The 20,760-nt window shown below is 62.9% G+C and carries 12 protein-coding genes; 11 read left to right on the top strand and 1 reads right to left on the bottom strand.

Annotated features, from left to right (window positions below):
- Nucleotide 1 precedes the first annotated feature (1 nt).
- The 4 genes from MON38_RS06920 to MON38_RS06905 all read left to right on the top strand — a co-directional run bounded on the left by MON38_RS06920 (nucleotide 2) and on the right by MON38_RS06905 (nucleotide 7,237).
- Nucleotides 2-3,334: an efflux RND transporter permease subunit gene (locus MON38_RS06920; RefSeq protein WP_241935428.1), complete on the top strand. Its 3,333-nt coding sequence runs from the start codon at nucleotides 2-4 to the stop codon at nucleotides 3,332-3,334.
- A 125-nt stretch (nucleotides 3,335-3,459) separates the two neighbouring features.
- Entirely contained in the window at nucleotides 3,460-4,644 is a 1,185-nt protein-coding gene (locus tag MON38_RS06915; RefSeq protein WP_241935427.1) for an efflux RND transporter periplasmic adaptor subunit, read from the top strand.
- A gap of 152 nt (nucleotides 4,645-4,796) precedes the next feature.
- On the top strand, nucleotides 4,797-6,248 hold the full coding sequence (locus MON38_RS06910) for an efflux transporter outer membrane subunit (protein WP_241935426.1): 1,452 nt from the start codon (nucleotides 4,797-4,799) through the stop codon (nucleotides 6,246-6,248).
- 182 nt (nucleotides 6,249-6,430) lie between these two features.
- The gene (locus MON38_RS06905) at nucleotides 6,431-7,237 is read left to right on the top strand and encodes a phosphatase PAP2 family protein (protein WP_241935425.1); all 807 of its coding nucleotides are present in this window, start codon (nucleotides 6,431-6,433) and stop codon (nucleotides 7,235-7,237) included.
- Between the two features lie 212 nt (nucleotides 7,238-7,449).
- Here MON38_RS06905 and MON38_RS06900 read toward each other — a convergent pair whose 3' ends face one another.
- Complete coding sequence (locus MON38_RS06900; protein ID WP_241935424.1) at nucleotides 7,450-9,567, bottom strand: molybdopterin-dependent oxidoreductase; 2,118 nt, start codon at nucleotides 9,565-9,567, stop codon at nucleotides 7,450-7,452.
- A 240-nt stretch (nucleotides 9,568-9,807) separates the two neighbouring features.
- Between MON38_RS06900 and MON38_RS06895 the strand changes: the two genes are divergently transcribed.
- The 7 genes from MON38_RS06895 (at nucleotide 9,808) to MON38_RS06865 (ending at nucleotide 20,706) form a co-directional block, all read left to right on the top strand.
- Nucleotides 9,808-11,460, top strand: a complete 1,653-nt coding sequence (locus MON38_RS06895; protein ID WP_241935423.1) for a TldD/PmbA family protein — start codon at nucleotides 9,808-9,810, stop codon at nucleotides 11,458-11,460.
- A gap of 138 nt (nucleotides 11,461-11,598) precedes the next feature.
- Nucleotides 11,599-12,918, top strand: coding sequence for a TldD/PmbA family protein (locus MON38_RS06890; RefSeq protein ID WP_241935422.1), 1,320 nt, complete (start codon nucleotides 11,599-11,601; stop codon nucleotides 12,916-12,918).
- Nucleotides 12,919-13,052: 134 nt separating this feature from the next.
- On the top strand, nucleotides 13,053-14,705 hold the full coding sequence (locus MON38_RS06885; RefSeq protein WP_241935421.1) for a TldD/PmbA family protein: 1,653 nt from the start codon (nucleotides 13,053-13,055) through the stop codon (nucleotides 14,703-14,705).
- Nucleotides 14,706-14,812: 107 nt separating this feature from the next.
- A complete protein-coding gene (locus MON38_RS06880; protein WP_241935420.1) occupies nucleotides 14,813-16,147 on the top strand; it encodes a TldD/PmbA family protein in 1,335 nt (444 codons plus the stop codon).
- Nucleotides 16,148-16,400: 253 nt separating this feature from the next.
- Nucleotides 16,401-17,594 (top strand): carboxypeptidase-like regulatory domain-containing protein, encoded by a 1,194-nt coding sequence (locus MON38_RS06875; protein ID WP_241935419.1) that lies wholly within the window; start codon nucleotides 16,401-16,403, stop codon nucleotides 17,592-17,594.
- 104 nt (nucleotides 17,595-17,698) lie between these two features.
- The gene (locus tag MON38_RS06870) at nucleotides 17,699-19,348 is read left to right on the top strand and encodes a TldD/PmbA family protein (protein WP_241935418.1); all 1,650 of its coding nucleotides are present in this window, start codon (nucleotides 17,699-17,701) and stop codon (nucleotides 19,346-19,348) included.
- A 32-nt stretch (nucleotides 19,349-19,380) separates the two neighbouring features.
- Nucleotides 19,381-20,706: a TldD/PmbA family protein gene (locus MON38_RS06865; protein WP_241935417.1), complete on the top strand. Its 1,326-nt coding sequence runs from the start codon at nucleotides 19,381-19,383 to the stop codon at nucleotides 20,704-20,706.
- Nucleotides 20,707-20,760: the final 54 nt, after the last annotated feature.

The raw sequence follows: 20,760 nt of genomic DNA, 5'->3' as shown, positions 1-20,760 counted from the left end.
TATGTGGATAGTTAGACTAGCGCTGGCGCGCCCCTACACTTTTGTGGTGATGGCGCTGCTAATTCTGGTGGGCGGCGGCCTCACCATTCAGCGGATGGCGGTGGACATTTTTCCCGACATTCCAATTCCGGTGGTGGGCGTGGTGTGGGGCTATTCGGGCATTTCGCCCGAGGAAATGAACCAGCGCATCATCGTGCCGGTGGAGCGCGCCATCACCACCACCGTGAACAACGTGGAGCACCAGGAAAGCCAGAGCCTGAAGGGCGTGGGCCTGATTAAGGTGTTTTTCCAGCCCGGCTCCAACCCCGATGCCGGCGTCGCCCAGCTCACGGCCATCACCCAGACGCTGCTGCGGGCCCTGCCCACCGGCATCACGCCCCCGCTCATCATCCGCTACTCGGCCTCCAACGTGCCGATTGCGCAAACTTCCCTCAGCTCCGAAACGCTGGGCGAGTCGGACCTTTTTGACGCGGCCAACGCCTTCATCCGGCCCGGGCTGGCGGTGGTGCAGGGCGCCTCGGTGCTGCTACCGAACGGCGGCAAACCCAAGCAAATCATGGTCGACCTCGACCCCGATAAGCTGGCCGGCAAAAACCTGAGCGGCAACGACGTGGTCACGGCCCTGCTGGCCCAAAACCTCATCATCCCGGCCGGCTCGGCCAAAATCGGCGACCGGGAATACGACGTGAAGCTGAACTCCAGCCCCGAGGCCATTGCCACGCTCAACGACCTGCCCATCAAGACGGTGAATGGCACGACCACCTACATCCGCGACGTTGCCTTTGTGCACGAGGGCGCGGCCGTGCAAACCAATATCGTGCGCCAGAACGGCCGCCGCACCGCCATCATCCCGATTCTGAAAAGCGGCGCGGCCAGCACGCTGGATATCATCGACAAAATCAAGAAGGCGCTGCCCAACATCCAGGCCAACGCGCCCCCGGCCCTGAACATCAAGCTGCTGTTCGACCAGTCGTTTTTCGTGCGGGCCAGCATCAAGGGCGTTATCATCGAAGCCTGCATCGCGGCGGCCCTCACGGCGCTCATGATTTTGCTGTTTCTGGGTTCCTGGCGCTCCACGCTGATTATTGCGACGAGTATTCCGCTGAGTATTCTGGTCAGCATCATCATGATGAATATTCTGGGGCAGACGCTCAATATCATGACCTTGGGCGGCCTCTCGCTGGCCGTGGGCATTCTGGTAGATGACGCCACGGTGGAAATTGAGAACATCCACCGCAACATGGGCATGAAAAAGCTGCTCAAGCGCAGTATTCTCGATGGGGCTCAGCAGATTGCCACGCCCGCGCTGGTGGCCACGCTGGCCATTTGCATCGTGTTTGTGCCGGTGTTCTTTCTGGGCGGGGTGGCCTCGGCCATCTTCGCGCCGCTGGCCACGGCGGTGATTTTTGCCATGCTGGCCTCCTACATACTGAGCCGGACGCTGGTGCCTACGCTGGTGATGTACCTGCTGCGCAAGGAGTTGCCCATATACCACGCCCAGGAGGAGCCCGACCTGCCCAGCCTGCACCAACGCAACGGCCAGCCCGTGAGCCAGGTGGAGCGCGACCTTGAGCGCATCCGCCGCGAGCAGTTCGAGAAAGCCCACCCCAGCGGCACGCCCGAGGAAGAGGCCGAAGACGAAATCACCGACGACGAGCGCAAATCGGCCGAGGGCATCACCCAAACCTGGGTCTGGAAGCTGCACAAGGGCTTCGAGCACCAGTTTGAGAAGTTTCGCGCCGTGTACGGCGGGGCGCTGGCCTGGGCGCTGAACAACCGGCCGAAGGTGGTGCTGGCCTTCGCGGTGCTGTTCATCGGCTCGCTCGGGCTGTTCCCGCTCATCGGCCAGAACTTCTTCCCCACCGTGGATGCCGGCCAGCTGCGCCTGCACGTGCGGGTGCCCACCGGCACGCGGGTGGAGGAGACGGAAGTGCGTTTCCGGCAGGTAGAAAAGGTGATTCGGGAGGTGATTCCGGCCGATGAGCTGGACCTCGTGCTCGATAACATCGGCCTGCCCGTTATCCCCATCAACCTGCTGCTGAGCGACAACCCGACCATCGGGGCGGGTGATGGCGAAATCCTGGTGAGCATGAAGGAAGAGCACGGCCCCACCGGCGAGTACATCAACGAAATCCGCCGCCAGCTGCACAAGCAGTACCCGGACCTGACCATCTTCTTCCAGCCGGCCGACATCGTGAACCAGACCCTGAACTTCGGCCTGCCCGCGCCGATTGATATTCAGGTAATTGGTCGTGATAAAATGGCCAACCAGCGCATTGCGGGCGAAATCAAGGAGAAAATCACGAAGATTCCCGGCCTCGTCGATGCCTTTGTGTACCAGGCCTTCGACCAGCCCCAGCTGCGCCTCGACATCGACCGCGTGCGGGCCCAGGAAGCCGGCCTCTCGCAGCGCGACATCGCCAACAACGTGCTGGTGAACCTAAGCAGCAGCACCCAAACCAGCCCCAACCAGTGGCTGAACCCCACCACCGGCGTGAGCTACACCGTGGCCGTGCAAACCCCGCCCCGCGCCCTCTCCACCCTCGATGAAGTCGGCAACATTGGCGTGACCGGCGCGGGCCAGGAGCAGGCGCAGCTGCTGAGCAACTTCGCCACCGTGCGCCGCACGCAGGCGCTGGCCGTGGTGTCGGACTACAACATTCAGCGCACCGTGGATGTGTACGCCAGCGTTTCGGGCCGCGACCTGGGCGGCGTGAGCAAGGACATTCGCAAAATCCTGGCCGATACCGAAAAGACGCTACCCAAAGGCACCACGCTGGCCCTGCGCGGTCAGGTCGATTCCATGCGCACGTCCTTCGCCGGGCTGGGACTGGGCCTGGCCGGGGCCATCATTCTGGTGTACTTGCTGATGGTGGTAAACTTCCAGAGCTGGATGGACCCGCTCATCATCATCACCGCCTTGCCGGGCGCGCTGGCCGGCATTCTGTGGATGCTGTTTGTGACGCAAACCACGCTCAGCGTGCCGGCCCTGATGGGTGCTATCATGTGCATCGGCGTGGCCACGGCCAACTCCATTCTGCTCGTCACCTTCGCCAACGAGCGCCGCGAGGAAGAGCCCGATTTGAGCCCGCGCGATGCGGCGCTGGATGCCGGCTTCACCCGCCTGCGCCCCGTGCTGATGACGGCGCTAGCCATGATTATCGGCCTGCTGCCCATGTCGTTGGGCATGGGCGAGGGCGGCGAGCAAAACGCGCCGCTTGGCCGTGCCGTGATTGGCGGCCTCATGCTGGCTACGGTGACGACCTTGTTTTTTGTGCCGATTATGTTCTCGTATTTGAAGAAGCCTGCGCCGGTGAAGGCGGAGACTGCTTAGCAACGAAGCGGGAAGTTACCGCAGAGGTACGCGGAGGTTGCCGCTGAGCCCGGATGACAAGCTCTGCGAAACTCCGCGATTTCCTCTGCGAACCTCTGCGGTAACTGCCCACGCAAAACCCCATTATGTCAAATTCCAACTCCTCCGGCCAGTTCTGGCTGATTATCCTCATCGTACTTGCCGTGTTCGCCGGCCTGTTCGTGCTGGGCTACATGCCTCGCCACAAGCAGGAAAAAGCCCGCAACGCCGAAGCCAGCGCCATTACCAACGAAGCCCCCACCGTGACCGTGGCTCCGGCCAAAGCCGCACCCGATACCACTACCGTCACGCTGCCCGCCGATACCAAGTCGCTGCGCGAAACCTTCGTCTTTGCCCAGGCCAATGGCTTCGTGAAATCGTGGAGCGCCGACATTGGCCAGAAGGTGCGCGCCGGGCAGGTGCTGGCCGAAGTGACCACGCCCGAGCTCGACCAGCAGGTAGCCCAGGCCCGTGCCAACCTCGGCCTGGCCAAAACCAGCTACAACCGCCTGGCCGGCGTGGCGCTGCCCGGTGCCATCTCCAAGCAGGAGTTGGACGTGGCCAAATCGCAGTATTCGGTGCAGCAGGCGGCGTTGCAGCAGTTGCTGGCCCAGCAGAGTTTCCGCCGCATCACGGCCCCGTTCAGCGGCATCGTCACGCAGCGCAACGTGGAGGTGGGCAGCCTCGTGAGCAGCAGCAACGCGCCCGGCTCGCAGCTGTTCAAGATTGAGCAAACCGAGAAGCTGCGCGCCTACGTGCAGGTGCCGCAGAACTTCGCCCCCGCCATCAAAAGCGGTATGACGGCCGATTACCTGGTACCCGAGTTTGTGGGCAAACCCTTCAAAGGCAAGGTAGTGCGCGACGCCGGGGCTCTCGACCCGAACACCCGCACCCTGCTCACCGAAGTGCAGGTGCCGAATCCGCGCGGCGAGCTGCGTCCCGGCTCCTACGCCCAGGTGAAGTTCTACCTGCCGCGCACCGCCCCCAGCGTCATCATCCCCGCCAACGCGCTGGTGCCCGGCGGCACCGACAGCCGCGTGGCCATGGTGCAGGACGGCAAAATCCACTACCAGCCCATCACCACCGCCCGCGATTTCGGCAACCAGATTGAAGTATCGCAGGGCCTGAAGGGCGGCGAGCAGTTGGTGCTGAACCCCGCCGAAACGCTGACCGAAGGCTTAGCAGTGCAAACCAAAGCCTTTACCCCGCCCGCCAAGCCCGCCGGCCCGCCGCCCGCCAAGCCCCGGCCAAACGACCCGGACGCGCCGCGCGTGTCGTCGCCGGTGAAGTAGGGGGTTTGATTGGTTGTAAAAAGGCGGTCATGCTGAGCGAAGTCGAAGCATCTCTACTGCGCAACCAACTCATTTGATTAGGATTACTACTGCGGTAGAGATGCTTCGACTTCGCTCAGCATGACCGCCAGATTTGACCTTGCTTCTCCGCAATGACCCTCCGCCTCTCCCCTTTTCTCCTGCTTGCGCTGCTGGCCGGCTGCGTGCGGCCGCCCAGCTACGCACCGCCCAGCCTGCCCACCCCCGCCGCTTGGAAAAACACGGCGGACAGCCTCACCGCTGCCACGCCGCCGGCCGCCGTGGCCAGCAGCACCCCGCCCACCGTCGATAACCCGCCCGCGCCCGGCAACTGGTGGATGCTCTTCAACGACCCCGGCCTGAACACCCTGGAGCAGCAGGCCACCGCTCAGAATTTCAGTCTGCAAGCCGCCGTGGCCCGCGTAGAAAGCGCCCGCGCCAACGTGCGGGTGGCCAGTTCCTACCGCTCGCCGCTCGTGACGGTAGACCCGCAGGTGTACCGCTCGCGGCTGTCGGGGCTGCGGCCGCTGCCGTTTCCGGTGGCCACCAACAACCTGGGCGTGGTGCAGTCGCAGTACTACATTCCCATCAATGCCAGCTACGAGTTTGATGTGTGGGGCCGCATTCGCAGCAGCATTAGGGCCGCCGAGGCCGATGCGCAGGTGCAGGAAGCCAACCGCCGCACCGTGCTGCTTTCCCTCACGGCCGATGCCGCGACCTACTACTTCAACATTCGCGGGCTCGATGCGCAGCTGCTGGTGCTCGATACCGCCCGCCTCGACCGCCAGCGCAGCCTGGAGCTGACCCGCGCCCGCTACCAAGCCGGCGTCGACAACGAAATTGCCGTGCACCGCGCCGAAACCGAACTGGCCAACGTGGACGCCAGCGTGGTGGAAACCCGCCGCCAGCGCCTCGGCCTCGAAGCCTCGCTGGCCACGGTGCTGGGCGTGCCGGCCAGCGGCTTCGCAGTGGCCCCGCAGCCCAGGCCGCTGGCCGCGCCGGTGGTGCCGGCTTCGCTGCCCGCCGCGCTGCTGGCCCGCCGGCCCGATTTGCAGCAGGCCGAGCGCCGGCTGGCCGCCGCCAGCGCCCGCGTGGATGTGGCCAAGCTTACGCGCCTGCCCACCGTGCGCCTCAACGGCTACCTGGGCCCGCAAAGCGCCCAGCTGGGCGACATCGTGCGCGTGGCCGACAACTACACCTACTACGTGGGCGGCGGCGTGAGCATTCCCGTCTTCAATGGCGGGCGCAATCGCGCCAACGAGCAGGTGGCCCGCTCCGAAGCCGACGCCCTGGTGGCCGATTACCGCCAGGCGGCCCTCGTAGCGTTTCAGGAGGCGGAAACCAGCCAGGCCGACGTGCGCCAGTACCAGGCCCAAGTGGCGGCCCGCCAGCGCGCCTACCGCGCCGCGCGCCTGGCCAGTGCCCTCACCAAGGAGCGGTACCGCGCCGGCCTCACCACCTACTTCGAAGTGGTGGATGCCGACCGCCAGACCCTGGATGCGGCCACGCTGCTCACGCAGGCGCAGAGCAATTTGCTGGGGGCCAGCGTAGCCTTGGTGCGGGCGCTGGGCGGCGGCTGGGAATAGCCACATAATCAACAGATTTCGCACAGAATTCAAAGTCCCCGCCAGCTCAGCGGGGACTTTTTTATTGCAGCAAGCCGCGCTCAATCAATCAGTTAAAATTTCTCTCCGAATCAACTATTACGTTTATGTTATCAGCCCCGTAGTACTGAGTTCGCAAGTCATTTACCCCACATTTTTATTTCATGCGCTCATTTCTAGTTACCCGTTTCGCTGCCGCTATGCTGCTGTTCGGGGCCATCCATCCGGTGCAGGCCCAAGTTAATCCGACGCCGACCGACACCACCAAAAAATACGCGAATCCCGGCGGCGTTTCTACGCCTGGCAGCAAGCCTTTTTTCAAGAGCAAGCTCTTCAAGGCCGTAGCCATTCCGGCGGTGATGATAACCTACGGGGCCATCACGGCGACGGGCAATTCGGGCATCAACCGCAGCGCCCGGGATTTCACCCAGAAACAGTTCCGGCCGGTGAGCACGGGGTTCGATAACACGCTGATTATCGCGCCTTACTTTGAGCTGGCGGCCGTGGCGCTGGCTGGCGTCGAGTCGCGTAACGACCGCATCAACACCCTGCTCATCATTGCCAAGGGCGAAGCCATTATGCTGGCCAGCACGTTTGCGGTAAAATATCTGGCCAACGAAACCCGCCCCAACGGCGCTGATAACCTGTCGTTTCCGTCGGGCCACACGGCGCAGGCGTTTCTGGCGGCCAGCATCGTGCACACCGAGTTTCGCGACAAAAGCCAGTGGTATGGCGTGGGGGCTTACACCATTGCCACCAGCGTGGCCGCCCTGCGCATGATAAATGACAAGCACTGGCAGAGCGACGTGGTGGCCGGCGCGGGCTTCGGCATCCTCTCCGCCCACCTGGCCTACCTGAGCCACCGCAACCGCTGGGGCCGCAAAAGCATCGGGCGTGACATTGGCATGTCGCCCGCCTATTTCGGCAGCGGCGCCACGGGCATGACGGTGACCTGGCAGCCGAAAAAGTAGCGTCTGTCATTGCGAGTGGAGCGCAGCGGAATGCAGCAATCTTTCCTCTCGATGCGACGAACTTAAAAGATGTGAAAAGGCCCCGGCACTCTGCAGTGTCGGGGCCTTTTTATTTTCAAAAAAAGGACTTGTCATGTTGCTTGGCTGGTTGCGTTGAGAGGAAAGATTGCCGCGCTCCACTTCGTCCCGCTCGCAATAACAGATGCCCGCTCCTACCCTGCTGCCTCCACCCACACCGGCACGGCCGACAGCGCGGCATTGCCTGTCAGCTCATCGAGCCGGGCGTCGTCCGTCAAATCGTTGATACTGACCCCGGCGTGGAATTGCGCCACGGCCAGTTGCGTGCCGGAGCGGGCGTGGCCGTAGCCGTGGGGCATGCTGGCCACACCCGGCATGAGGATGGGCGTGATTTCGACGGGCAGTTCCACCACGCCCACGCGGGAGCGCACGCGCACCGGCTGGCCATCGGTGAGGCTGCGGGCGGCCGCGTCGGCCGGGTTCATTTGCAGGGTGCAGCGGTTGCGGCCCTTGATGAGGCGCGGCAGGTTGTGCATCCAGGAATTGTTGGAGCGCAGCTCGCGCCGGCTGATGAGTAGCAGCTGACTCTCGGCCGCGACGGGGGCGGCGGCCAGCGTGTGGCGGGCGCGCTGCAGGTCTTCCAGAAAGAGCGGGGCAGCCAGGTTGATGCGTTGGTTTTCGGTACGCAGGGCGGCGGGCAGGCGCGGCTGTAAGGCACCAAAATCAAGGCCGTGCGGGTTTTCGCGCAGCTGTTCCAGCGAGAGGCCGGTGCGGCCGTAAGCGCCGTAGCGCAGGCCGAGGTCGAGCTTGGTTTCGGGGTTTTCGGGGGCGGGCGCGGTGGCTGCATCAAAAGATTCGCCGGCTTCGAGGCGCTGGCGCAGGCCTTCGAATATCTCCCAATCGTAGCGCGCCTCAGGGCCTTTGTCAAACAGCGGCTCGGAGTAGCGGCTGGTGTTGCGGATGGCCAGGGCGTGGAAGCTCACGTCGTAATGCGCGGTTTCGAGGCCGGTGGCGGGCGGCAGGATGTAGTGGGCGTGGCGCGTGGTTTCGTTGAGGTAGATGTCAATTGAAACCATAAAATCGAGCTCCGCCAAGGCGGCATCGAGCTGCGCGCCGTTGGGCGTGCTCAGCACCGGGTTGCCGCAACTCGTCACCAGCGCCCGCAGCTGGCCCGCGCCGGGCGTGAGGATTTCCTCGGCCAGACAGGCCACCGGCAGCTCGCCCATGAACTCGGGCGCTTGCCGCACGCGGCTGCGATACCGGTCGTACTTGGTATAGATGCCCGGCTTGCCCAGAATATCCAGCGCGGGCGTGGCAAACATGTAGCCGCCCGGCTCATCGAGGTGGCCCGTGAGCAGGTTCAGCGCATTTATCAGCCACAGGCACAGCCCGCCAAACTCCTGCACCGACACCCCGACCCGCCCGTAAATCACGCCCCGCCCGGCCGCCGCCAGCTCCCGCGCCAGCGTGCGGATTTCATCCGGCGCAATGCCCGTGATGGGGCTGACGTGCTCGGGCGTGAATTCGGCCACCGCCGCTTCCAGCTCCACAATGCCATCGGTGAATTCCGCCAAACGGCCGGGGTTCACCAGTTGCTCGGCGAAGAGCACCTGCGTCATCGCCAGCAGCAGAAATACGTCGGTGCCGGGCCGGATGAAGTGGTGGGCATCGGCTTTGGCCGCGGTTTCGGAGCGGCGCGGGTCCACGACTACCACCTTACCGCCGCGGGCCTGGATGGCCTGTAGGCGCTTGGCCACATCGGGCGCGGTCATCAGGCTACCATTGCTCACCAAGGGGTTGCCGCCGAGAATGAGCCAGTGGTCGGTGCGGTCCAAATCGGGCACGGGCAGTAGCAGCGGGTGGCCGTAGAGCTGCCAGGCCGCGAAATGGTGCGGCAGCTGGTCGACCGACGAGGCAGAAAACAAGCTGCGCGAGCCCAGCGCCCGCAGGAAGCCCGGCGCGGCCAGCTGCGTGCCGGAGTTGTGCACGCTGGGGTTGCCGGCGTACCAGGCGGTGGCGTGCGGCCCGTAGGCATCGCGCTGGCGGCGCAGGCCGGCCGCCACCTCATCGAGGGCGGTTTCCCAGTCAATTTCCTGCCAGCCGGCGGCGGTGCGCTTCAGGGGGCGGCGCAGGCGGTCGGGGTCTTCGTAAATATCCTTCAAACCCACCGCCTTGGGGCAGATGTGGCCCCGACTGAACGGGTCCTGCGCATCGCCGATAATGCTGAGGACCTGGCCGTTTTCGTGTTTGATTTGGAGGCCGCAGATGGCTTCGCAGAGGTTGCAGGCGCGGTAGTGGGTTTCGACAGGCATGGCGGGTGGGAAAAGGAAAGAGCGAAAAAAGAACGTCATGCAGAGCGCAGCGAAGCATCTTTACCGCAATAGTAAATGATTACTGGTGGCGGGCAAGATGCTTCGCTGCGCGCTGCATGACGTTCAAAATTCTTTCAGGCGACAAACGCAACGTTACACCTACGCATCTGTCTTTTTGATTAAGATTCCGTCCCATCTTTACGAATCTGCTTTCCCTATCACCCGAATCCCTACGCTCTTTTGAAACGACGTGACTTTGTGGGACTATCCGGCCTGGCCGCCGGGGCCCTGTTCCTGCCCAACTTTCCCAGCCTGGGCGGCACGCCCGTCGATGCCGCCCGCCTGCTGGAGCCCGGCCTCGACCCCGCCCAGAAAAAACGCCTGGCCGACGCGGCCCTGAACGCCGCCAAAGCTGCCGGCGCCAGCTACGCCGACGTGCGCATCGGCCGCTACCTCAACCAAAGCATCTTCACCCGCGAAAAGCAGGTGCAGAACATCGCCAGCGGCGAGAGCTTCGGCTGCGGCGTGCGGGTGCTGGCCAACGGCACCTGGGGCTTCGCCGCCACCAACAGCGTAACCGAAGCCGGCCTCGCCAAAGCTGCCCAGTTGGCCGTGGCCATCGCCAAAGCCAACTCGAAAGTGCAGAAGGAGAAGGTGCAGTTGGCCCCGCAAAAAGGCTACGGCGAGGTCACCTGGCGCACGCCCATCAAGCAAAACGCCTTCGAGGTGCCGGTGGCGCAGAAGGTGGAATTGCTGCTGGCGGCCAATGCCAAAGCCACCGACAACGGCGCCAGCTTCGTGAATTCCTCGCTGTTTCAGATTAACGAGCAGAAGTATTTTGCCAGCACCGACGGCTCCTACATCGACCAGGACGTGCACCGAATCTGGCCCACGTTTTCGGTCACGGGCATCGACCGCAGCAGCGGCAAATTCCGCTCGCGCGACGCGCTAAGTGCCCCGATGGGCCTGGGCTACGAGTACCTCACGCCCCAGGCGGCCGACAAAATTCCGGGGGCCAGCGGCACCGGCCTCATCGGCTACCGCAACTCCTACGACATGCTGGAAGATGCTGCCCTGGCCGCCAAGCAAGTAAAGGAAAAGCTGACCGTGAAATCCGTAACCGCCGGTAAGTACGACCTCGTGCTCGACCCCAACCACCTGGGTCTCACCATCCACGAAAGCATCGGCCATCCGCTGGAGCTCGACCGCGTGCTGGGCTACGAGGCCAACTACGCGGGCACTAGCTTCGCCACGCTGGAGTGGAAAGCCAAGCAGATTCCCTACGGCTCGAAGCTGGTGAACATCGTGGCCGACAAACTGCAACCGGGCTCGCTGGGCGCAGTGGGCTACGACGACGAGGGCGTGAGAACCAAGCGCTGGGACCTCATCAAGGACGGCGTTTTGGTCAATTATGAGAAAATCCGCGACCAGGCCCACATCGTCGGCCAGACGGAATCGGACGGCTGCTGCTACGCCGATTCCTGGGATTCGGTGCAGTTCCAGCGCATGCCCAACGTGAGCCTGCAGCCCGGCAAAGCCAAGATGAGCGTCGACGACATGATTAAGAACGTCGACAAGGGCATCTACATCGCCGGGCGCGGCTCCTACTCCATCGACCAGCAGCGCTACAACTTCCAGTTCGGCGGGCAGGTATTCTACGCCATCGAAAAAGGCCAGATTGCGGGCATGATTGAGGACGTGGCCTACCAGGCCAACACCCAGGAATTCTGGAACTCCTGCGCCGCGATTTGCGACGAATCGGACTACCGCCTGTTCGGTTCTTTCTTCGATGGCAAGGGCCAGCCCAGCCAGGTTTCGGCCGTGAGCCACGGCAGCAGCACGACGCGCTTCAACGGCGTGAACGTGATAAATACGGCCCGAAAAATCGGGTAATAGAACGTCATGCTGAGCGCAGTCGAAGCATCTCTACTGCGCAAGTAAATCAAGGCTATTGCAACGAAGCGGTAGAGATGCTTCGACAAGCTCAGCATGACGTTCTGAAATCATCCAGCATTTCTATACAAGAAACTCATGGCCATTCTCTCCAAAGACGAAGCCCAGACCATACTTAAGAAAGTCCTCAGCTTCAGCACTGCCGACGAGTGCGAGGCCACGCTGAACGGCAACACCGGCGGCAACGTGCGCTCGGCCCGCAACACCATCAGCACGGCGGGCGCGAGCGAGAACGTGGCGCTGGCGGTGCAGGCGCGCTTCGGCAAGCGCAGCGGCACCGCGACTTGCAACGAATTTGACGAGGCCTCGCTGCGCCGCTGCGTGCAGCGGGCCGAGGAAATTGCGCGCCTCGCACCGGAGTCGCCGGAATACGTGCCGCTGCTGGGGCCGCAGACCTACCTGGCCTCGCCGGGCTCGTTTGCCCAGCGCACGGCGGCTATTACGCCCGATTATCGGGCCGAGCAGATTGGGGCCAGCATGGCGCTGTGCGAGCAAAAGAAGCTGAGTTCCGCGGGTTTCTTTAATGATTCGGCGGGCTTTGTGGCCAAGCGCAACTCCAAGGGGCTGGAAGCTTACCAGCAGGTGAGCAGCGTTGATTTCTCCATCACGGTGCGCACGGCCGATGGCACCGGCTCGGGCTACGCCATTGCCAACTACACCGATTTGGCCAAGTTCGACGCGGCGCGCCTGACACGCGTGGCGGCCGATAAGGCGGCTTCGTCGGTGGGCGCCAAGGCCATTGAGCCGGGCAAGTACACCGTGATTCTGGAGCCGGCCGCGGCCATTGATTTGCTCAACAACATGATGGGCGCAATGGATGCCCGCAATGCTGACGAAGGCCGCAGTTTCCTGAGCAAGAAGGGCGGCGGCAACAAGAAGGGCGAAAAGGTATTCGACGAGCGGGTGACCATCTATTCCGACCCCACCAACCCCGACGTGCCCGACCTGACGTTTGCCAACGACGGCCGGCCGCAGCAGAAAGTGACGTGGGTGGAAAAGGGCATCGTGAAAAACCTTTACACTTCCCGCTTCTGGGCGCAGAAATCGGGCGTGCCCGACATCCCGCCCCCCGGCGGCTGGATTATGCAAGGCGGCACCCAAAGCACGGCCGAACTCATCAAGGGCACGGCCAAGGGCATTTTGGTCACGCGCCTCTACTACATTCGGGCCGTCGACCCGCAAACGCTGCTCTACACCGGCCTGACGCGCGACGGGACGTTCTACATTGAAAACGGCGTCATCAAATTCCCGGTGAAAAACTTCCGCTTCAACGAAAGTCCCGTGATTATGCTGAATAACCTAGAGGCGCTGGGGAAGCCGGTGCGCCTGAACGGCAGCCTCGTGCCGCCGCTTAAAATCCGGGATTTCACCTTCACCAGCCTTTCGGACGCGGTGTAGCAGAACGTCATGCAGAGTGCAGCGAAGCATCTCGCGTGCCACCACTACTTATTGGTCTGCAACGATTGAATTACTCTTGCACGCGAGATGCTTCGCTGCGCTCTGCATGACGTTCTAAAAATCTTCTCGACCTTATGAAAAGACGCGACTTTGTGGGCCTCACCGGCCTGGCTACCGGGGCCCTGTTCCTGCCCAGCTTCCCCAGCGTGGGCGGCATCCTCGTCGACCCCGCCCGCCTGTTGGAACCCGGCCTCGACGTGGCCCAGAAAAAACGCCTGGCCGATGTGGGCCTGAACGCCGCAAAATCGGCTGGCGCGAGCTACGCCGACGTGCGCATCGGCCGCTACCTCAACCAGAGCATCTTCACCCGCGAGAAGCAGGTGCAGGGCATCGCCAGCACCGAAAGCTTCGGCTGCGGCATTCGGGTAATTGCCAACGGCACCTGGGGCTTCGCCAGCACCAACAACGTGACCGACGCGGGCATCGCCAAAGCCGCGCAGCTGGCCGTGCAGATTGCCAAGGCCAACTCGAAAGTGCAGAAGGAAAAGGTGCAGCTGGCTCCGCAACGCGGCTACGGCGAAGTGAGCTGGAAGGCCCCGATTCAGACCAATGCCTTTGAGGTGCCCATCAAAGACAAGGTGGACTTGCTGCTGGGCGTGAACGCCAAGGCCCTGGATTTGGGCGTGTCGTTTGTGAATTCGATTTTGTCGCAGGTGAATGAGCAGAAGTACTTTGCCAGCACCGATGGCTCCTACATCGACCAGGACATTCACCGGATTTACCCCTCGTTCGGCGTTACGGCCATCGACCGGGCCAGCGGCAAGTTCCGCTCGCGGCAGGCGCTGAGTTCGCCCGTGGGCATGGGCTACGAGTACCTCACGCCCAAAGCCGCCGACAAGGTGGCCGGCCCCGCCGGCTCCGACATCATCGGCTACAAAAACAGCTACGACATGCTGGAGGACGTGGCCGCCGCCGCCAAGCAGGTGAAGCAGAAGCTGACCGCTAAGTCGGTAGTGCCCGGCAAGTACGACCTCGTGCTCGACCCGCACCACCTGGGCCTGACCATTCACGAATCGGTGGGCCACCCGCTGGAACTCGACCGCGTGCTGGGCTACGAAGCCAACTATGCGGGCACTTCGTTTGCCACGCTGGAATGGAAGGCCAAGGGCATCCCCTACGGCTCGAAACAGGTGAACATTGTGGCCGACAAGGTGACGCCCGGCACGCTGGGCGCGGTAGGCTACGACGACGAAGGCGTGAAAACCAAGCGCTGGGACCTCATCAAGGAAGGCCGGCTGGTGGACTATGAGAAAATCCGCGACCAGGCGCACATGGTGGGCCAGAAGGAATCGGACGGCTGCTGCTACTCGCAGAGCTGGCAGGACGTGCAGTTCCAGCGCATGCCCAACGTGAGCCTGCAGCCCGGCAAAGACCGGCTGAGCGTGGACGAGTTGGTGAGCAAGGTGGATAAGGGCATTTACATCGCCGGCAACGGCTCGTTCTCCATCGACCAGCAGCGCTATAACTTCCAGTTTGGGGGCCAGGTGTTCTACGCCATCGAAAAAGGCAAAATCACCGAAATGCTGGAAGACGTGGCCTACCAGGCCAACACCCAGGAATTCTGGAACTCGTGCGCCGCCACCTGCGACGAGCGCGACTTCCGCTTCTTCGGCGCCTTCAACGACGGCAAGGGCCAGCCCAGCCAGAGTTCGGCCGTGAGCCACGGCTCGGCCACCACGCGCTTTAACGGCGTGAACGTGATAAATACGGCGCGGAAAATCGGGTAAATCATTAAGCTGTTAGCTTGTAGCTGTTGGCTGTTAGCTTCGTTTCAGAAGCCCAGTCACTACGAAAAGCTAACAGCCAACAGCTACAAGCTAACAGCTCTAATAACATGGCCATTCTCTCCAAAGACGAAGCCCAAACGATACTTAAGAAAGTCCTCAGCTTCAGCACTGCCGATGAGTGCGACGCGACGCTGAGCGGCAATATTGGCGGCAACGTGCGCTCGGCCCGCAACTCCATCAGCACGGCTGGCGCCAGCGACAATGTTTCGCTGGCGGTGGAAAGCCGCTTCGGCCGCCGCGCCGGCGTGGCGACGTGCAACGAGTTCGACGACGCCACCCTGCGCCGCTGCGTGCAGCGCGCCGAAGAAATTGCCCGCCTCGCCCCCGAAAGCCCCGAATACATGCCGCTGCTGGGGCCGCAGCAGTACCTCGATGGCAGCCGCTCTTACTCCGCTGCCACGGCCGGCATCACGCCCGATTACCGCGCCAACCAAATCGGAGCCAGCATGGCGCTCTGCGACCAGCGCAAGCTCAGCTCGGCGGCTTTTCTGGACGATTCGCACGGCTTCGTGGCCAAGCGCAACTCGAAGGGGCTCGAGGCCTACCAGCAGACCAGCAACGTGACCTTTTCGGTGACGGTGCGCACCCCCGATGGCACCGGCTCGGGCTACGCCTCGGGCGACTACGTGGATGCAGCCAAGATGGACGCTGCCCGCTTTACTAAAGTGGCCGCCGACAAAGCATCTTCCTCAGTGAAGGCGCGGGCCATTGAGCCCGGAAAGTACACCGTGATTCTGGAGCCAAACGCGCTGCTCTCGAACGTGGATACTTCGCTGCTCGGCGCACTCATGGGTTCACTCGACGCGCGCAACGCCGACGAGGGCCGTAGCTTCCTCAGCAAGAAGGGCGGCGGCAACCGCAAGGGCGAGAAGCTGTTCGATGAGCGGGTAACGATTTACTCCGACCCGCTGAACCCGGATATCAGCGACCTCACCTTCAGCGGCGACGGCCGGCCGCAGCAGCGCACCACCTGGATTGAGAAGGGCGTGGTGAAGAACCTCTACTCCAGCCGTTTCTGGGCCCAGAAGGCCGGCATCCCCGACCTGCCCCGGCCCAACGGCTGGATTATGGAAGGCGGCACGCAAAGCACGGCCGACCTCATCAAGGGCACGGCCAAAGGCATTCTCGTCACGCGCCTGTGGTACATCCGCCCCGTCGACCCGCAGACGCTGCTCTTCACCGGCCTCACCCGCGACGGCACGTTCTACATCGAAAACGGCCAAATCAAGTTTCCGGTGAAGAACTTCCGCTTCAACGAAAGCCCGGTGATTATGCTCAACAACCTCGAAGCCATCGGCAAGCCGGTGCGCCTGAATGGCAACCTGGTGCCGCCGCTGAAGATTCGGGACTTCACGTTCACGAGCCTGTCGGACGCGGTGTAAACTGAACGGTCTTGCCAAGGAACGTCATGCTGAGCGCAGCCGAAGCATCTCTACCGCCGCAGTAATCCTTTTGATTGGATTGCATTGCGCGGTAGAGATGCTTCGGCTGCGCTCAGCATGACGTTCTGTTTTAAGGAGGCCTGATGCTTTTAGCGCCACCGCGCTTTGCCAGGCAACGACCGGTTCATCTGCCGCATCTGCCGGCTTGCGCACGCGCTGCACGCCCTTATCTTGCGGTCTCCTCTTTTCTGCTATGAAACTTCTTGTATTTGCCGGCCTGCTACTAGCCGTTTCCATCCGGCCCGTAGCCGCACAACAGCGCCTCAACGGCAAAATTCTGGATGCTGCCACCGGCCAGCCGGTGCCCTACGCCAGCGTTGCGGTGCTGAATACCACGGCCGGCACCACCAGCAACGCCGAGGGCGAATTTGAACTGAAAGCGTCGCTGCCGGGCCGGCTGGTAATTTCGGAGCTGGGCCACCGGCGCGACACCGTGGCCGTGGCGGCGGCTACCGCGACGCCCCTGCTGGTGCGGCTGCAGCCGGCGGCCGTGGCGCTGCCGGAGGTGACGACGGGCAGCTACCTCAACGAGCTCATTGCGCAGGCCTACCGCCAACTGCGCAAAACCTACCCCCAAAAGCAGTACGGCCAGGCATTCTACCGCCAGGTAACGCGGCTCGAAGGAGATGCCACCGAAGTGCAGGAAATGGTGTGGGACGCGGCCAGCAGCTGCGCAGGCGTCGAGGGCACGGCCCTGGCCCAGGCCCGCTTCGCCAAAAAAAAGGCGCTGCTGAGCTTCAACAATTTTTCGGTGTACACCAAGCAATACGTTGTGTACAACCCCGCCGATGACAGCACTCAAAAAAGCCTTATTGGCTTACACAGCGACCAATACCTGCGTTTGAAGTTACTGGGCGTGACGCAAAGCGGCCCGCAGGAGCTGGTCGAAATTGGGTTCGAGAGCAAGGCCGAAAGCACCACCCGACGCGCCCGCGGCAGCATGGTTATCGACCAAGCCACGCACCAACTGCTGCGCCTGCGACTGGAAACGACAGGGCTGAAAACCAAGTCGAACAACCCCATGTTCAAATTCAAGGACGAAGTGGTGCAGTTGGAATGGGTATTTCAGCCCCAGCCGGGCGGCGCGGCCACCCTTGACCACCTGAAAGTGGATTACACCACTAATCTGGGCCGCGTAATGAAGCCCGACCTACCGATTCACGTGGCCTCGTTTGCTTATTTTTATAACGGCCGGCCCACCCCAAAGGCGGACATCACCTACGCCCCCGCCAAAGGCGGCGAAGTGGACCTGGCAACCATCAAAAAAACCACCTACGACCCCGCTTTCTGGCAAAACAACGCGGTGGTGAAACGCACCCCGCTCGAAGAGCAGGTGATGAAATCCTTCGAGCAGAAGGGCGCTTTCGGCACCATGCTCACGCCGTAGCTGTAGCGTGGACTTTTAGTCCGCGCGTTGGCGAAAGGCTTACTCAACTTTCAAACCCTGCGCGGACTCGCAGAGTCCACGCTACACTTTTTTCTCTGCAATCTATGAAAAGACGCGATTTTGTGGGCCTCACCGGCCTCGCCGCCGGTGCCCTGTTTCTGCCGAGCCTGCCGGGCTTCGGCCACACGCCCGTCGACCCCGCCCGCCTGCTGGAGCCGGGCGCCGATGTCATCGTGAAAAAACGCCTGGCCGACGCGGCCCTGAACGCCGCCAAAGCCGCCGGGGCCGACTACGCCGACGTCCGCATCGGCCGCTCGCTGAACCAGTACGTGTTCACCCGTGAGAAGCAGGTGCAGAACATCGTAAGCACCGAGAGCTACGGCGTAGGCATTCGGGTGCTGGTAGCGGGCTGCTGGGGCTTCGCCTCCACGAGCGTGGTGACGGAGGCCAACCTGGCCGCCACCGCCCGCGAGGCCGTGAGCATCGCCAAAGCCAACCGCCTGGTGATGAAGGAGCCCGTGCAGCTGGCGCCCCAAACCGGCTACGGAGAGGTTAGCTGGAAAACGCCCATCCAGCAAAGCGCCTTCGAGGTACCCATCAAGCAGAAAGTGGATTTGCTGCTGACCGCCAACGCCGCCGCGCTCGATGCGGGCGCCAACTACATCAACTCGGCCCTGTTTCAGGTAAACGAGCAGAAATATTTCGCCAGCACCGACGGCTCCTACATCGACCAGGACATTCACCGGCTCTGGCCCACGTTTTCGGCCACGGCCGTGGATACGAAGTCGGGCAAATTCCGCTCGCGCGAGTCGCTGAGCGCGCCGGTGGGGCTGGGCTTTGAGTACCTCACGCCCAGCGCGGCCGAGCAGGTGCGCGGGCCGCAGGGCACCGATACCATCGGCTACAAGCTGCGCTACGACATGCTGGCCGACGCGGCGCTGGCCGGCAAGCAGGCGAAAGCCAAGCTGACGATGAAATCGGTGACGCCCGGCAAGTACGATTTGGTGCTCGACCCCGGCCATCTGGGCCTCACGATTCACGAATCGGTGGGCCACCCCACGGAACTGGACCGCGTGCTGGGCTACGAGGCCAACTTCGCGGGCACCAGCTTCGCCACGCTGGAGTGGAAGGCCAAAAACCTGCCCTACGGTTCCAAAGCCGTGAACATCGTGGCCGACAAGCTGCAGCCCGGCTCGGTGGGCAACGTGGGCTACGACGACGAGGGCGTGAAAACCCGCGAGTGGGACCTCATCAAGGAAGGCAAGCTGGTGAACTACCAGAAAATCAGGGACCAAGCGCACATTGTGGGCCAGAAGGAGTCGGACGGCTGCGCCTATGCCCAGAGTTGGGAAGACGTGCAGTTCCAGCGCATGCCCAACGTGAGCCTGCGCCCCGGCACCGCCAAAATGAGCCCCGACGAAATGGTGAAGGGCGTGGACAAAGGCATTTACATCGCCGGCGCCGGCTCGTTCAGCATCGACCAACAGCGCTTCAACTTCCAGTTTGGCGGGCAGCTGTTCTTCGCGATTGAGAAAGGCAAAATCACCGAGCCGCTGGAAGACGTGGCGTATCAGTCGAACACCCAGGAATTCTGGGGCGCCTGCCAGGGCTCGTGCGACCAGTCGGACTACCGCCTGTTCGGCACCTTCTTCGACGGCAAGGGCCAGCCCTCGCAGGTGTCGTCGGTGAGCCACGGTTCGGCCACCACGCGCTTCAACGGCGTGAACGTCATCAATACGGCCCGCAAAGTTTAGCCTTCCCTTTCCCCACATTTCTGCAAATCATTATGGCTATTCTCTCCAAAGACGAAGCCCAGGCTTTACTGAAAAAGGTCCTCAGCTACAGCACAGCCGATGAGTGCGCGGTGTCGCTGAACGGGCGCACCACCGGCAACATCCGCTACGCCCGCAACAGCGTGAGCACGGCCGGCTCGCAAAACTCCGTGTCGCTGGCCGTTGAAAGCCGGTTTGGCAAGCGCAGCGGCGTAGCCACCTGCAACGAGTTCGACGATGCTACCCTGAAACGCTGCGTGCAGCGCGCCGAGGAAATTGCGAAGCTCGCTCCCGAAAGCCCCGAATACGTGCCCCTGCTCGGCCCGCAAACCTATGTGAGCCCGCCCTCGGCCGCCACCACCCTGCTCACGGCTGCCACCCGCGCCCAGGCCGCCGCCGACAGCATGGCCCTGTGCGCCGCCAAGAACCTCACCGCCGCCGGCTTCCTCGACGGCGGCACCCGCTTCCAGGCCCTGCGCAACTCCAAGGGGCTTGAAGCCTATCAGCAGAGCACCAACACCGACTTTTCGGTGACGGTGCGCACCGCCGACGGGCGCGGCTCGGGCTACGCCATTGCCGACGTGACGGACCCCGCCAAGCTCAATGCCAAAGCCCTGACCCAGCGCGCCGCCGACAAAGCCCTGGGCTCGGTGAACGCCAAGGCCATCGAGCCGGGCAAGTACACCGTGATTCTGGAGCCGGCCGCGCTGATGGACGGCGGCGACCTTTCGCTGCTCGGCGGGCTGATGTATGGGCTCGACGCCCGCTCGGCCGACGAGGGGCGTAGCTTCATGACCAAGAAAGGCGGCGGCAACCGCAAGGGCGAAAAGCTGTTCGATGAGCGGGTGAACATCTACTCCGACCCGATGAACGCCGAGGTGCCCGGCAGCGCCTTCGACGGCGACGGCTTGCCCACGAAGCGCCTGAGCTGGATTGAAAAAGGCGTGGTGAAGCAGCTGTACTACTCGCGCTTCTGGGCCGAGAAAAACAAGGTGGCCGCTACGGCCTTCCCCAGCGGCTTCATCATGACGGGCGGCACCCAAAGCACCGCCGAGCTCATCAAGGGCACCGCCAAAGGCATCTTGGTCACGCGCTTGTGGTACATCCGCGAAGTCGACCCGCAGACGCTGCTCTACACCGGCCTCACGCGTGACGGGACGTTTTACATCGAAAACGGGGCCATCAAATTCCCCATCAAGAACCTGCGCTTCAACGAAAGCCCGATTATCATGCTCAACAACATCGAAGCCATTGGCCGGCCCCAGCGCCTGGCCGGCTGCCTGGTTCCACCGCTGAAAATCCGGGACTTCACGTTCACGAGCCTGTCGGACGCGATATAGGGAAGCTCGTTTGTCATCCTGAGCGCAGCGAAGGACCTTCTCACGTCAGAACAA

The organism is Hymenobacter cyanobacteriorum (assembly GCF_022631375.1).
Lineage (GTDB): Bacteria > Bacteroidota > Bacteroidia > Cytophagales > Hymenobacteraceae > Hymenobacter > Hymenobacter cyanobacteriorum.
This window is presented reverse-complemented; position numbering and strand designations above follow the sequence as displayed.

Coding starts and splice junctions, on each gene's coding strand:
- MON38_RS06870 (WP_241935418.1), top strand. CDS start 17,699: ATGAAAAGACGCGATTTTGTGGGCCTCACCGGCCTCGCCGCCGGTGCC.
- MON38_RS06865 (WP_241935417.1), top strand. CDS start 19,381: ATGGCTATTCTCTCCAAAGACGAAGCCCAGGCTTTACTGAAAAAGGTC.
- MON38_RS06885 (WP_241935421.1), top strand. CDS start 13,053: ATGAAAAGACGCGACTTTGTGGGCCTCACCGGCCTGGCTACCGGGGCC.
- MON38_RS06905 (WP_241935425.1), top strand. CDS start 6,431: ATGCGCTCATTTCTAGTTACCCGTTTCGCTGCCGCTATGCTGCTGTTC.
- MON38_RS06900 (WP_241935424.1), bottom strand. CDS start 9,567: ATGCCTGTCGAAACCCACTACCGCGCCTGCAACCTCTGCGAAGCCATC.
- MON38_RS06875 (WP_241935419.1), top strand. CDS start 16,401: ATGAAACTTCTTGTATTTGCCGGCCTGCTACTAGCCGTTTCCATCCGG.
- MON38_RS06910 (WP_241935426.1), top strand. CDS start 4,797: ATGACCCTCCGCCTCTCCCCTTTTCTCCTGCTTGCGCTGCTGGCCGGC.
- MON38_RS06920 (WP_241935428.1), top strand. CDS start 2: ATGTGGATAGTTAGACTAGCGCTGGCGCGCCCCTACACTTTTGTGGTG.
- MON38_RS06880 (WP_241935420.1), top strand. CDS start 14,813: ATGGCCATTCTCTCCAAAGACGAAGCCCAAACGATACTTAAGAAAGTC.
- MON38_RS06915 (WP_241935427.1), top strand. CDS start 3,460: ATGTCAAATTCCAACTCCTCCGGCCAGTTCTGGCTGATTATCCTCATC.
- MON38_RS06890 (WP_241935422.1), top strand. CDS start 11,599: ATGGCCATTCTCTCCAAAGACGAAGCCCAGACCATACTTAAGAAAGTC.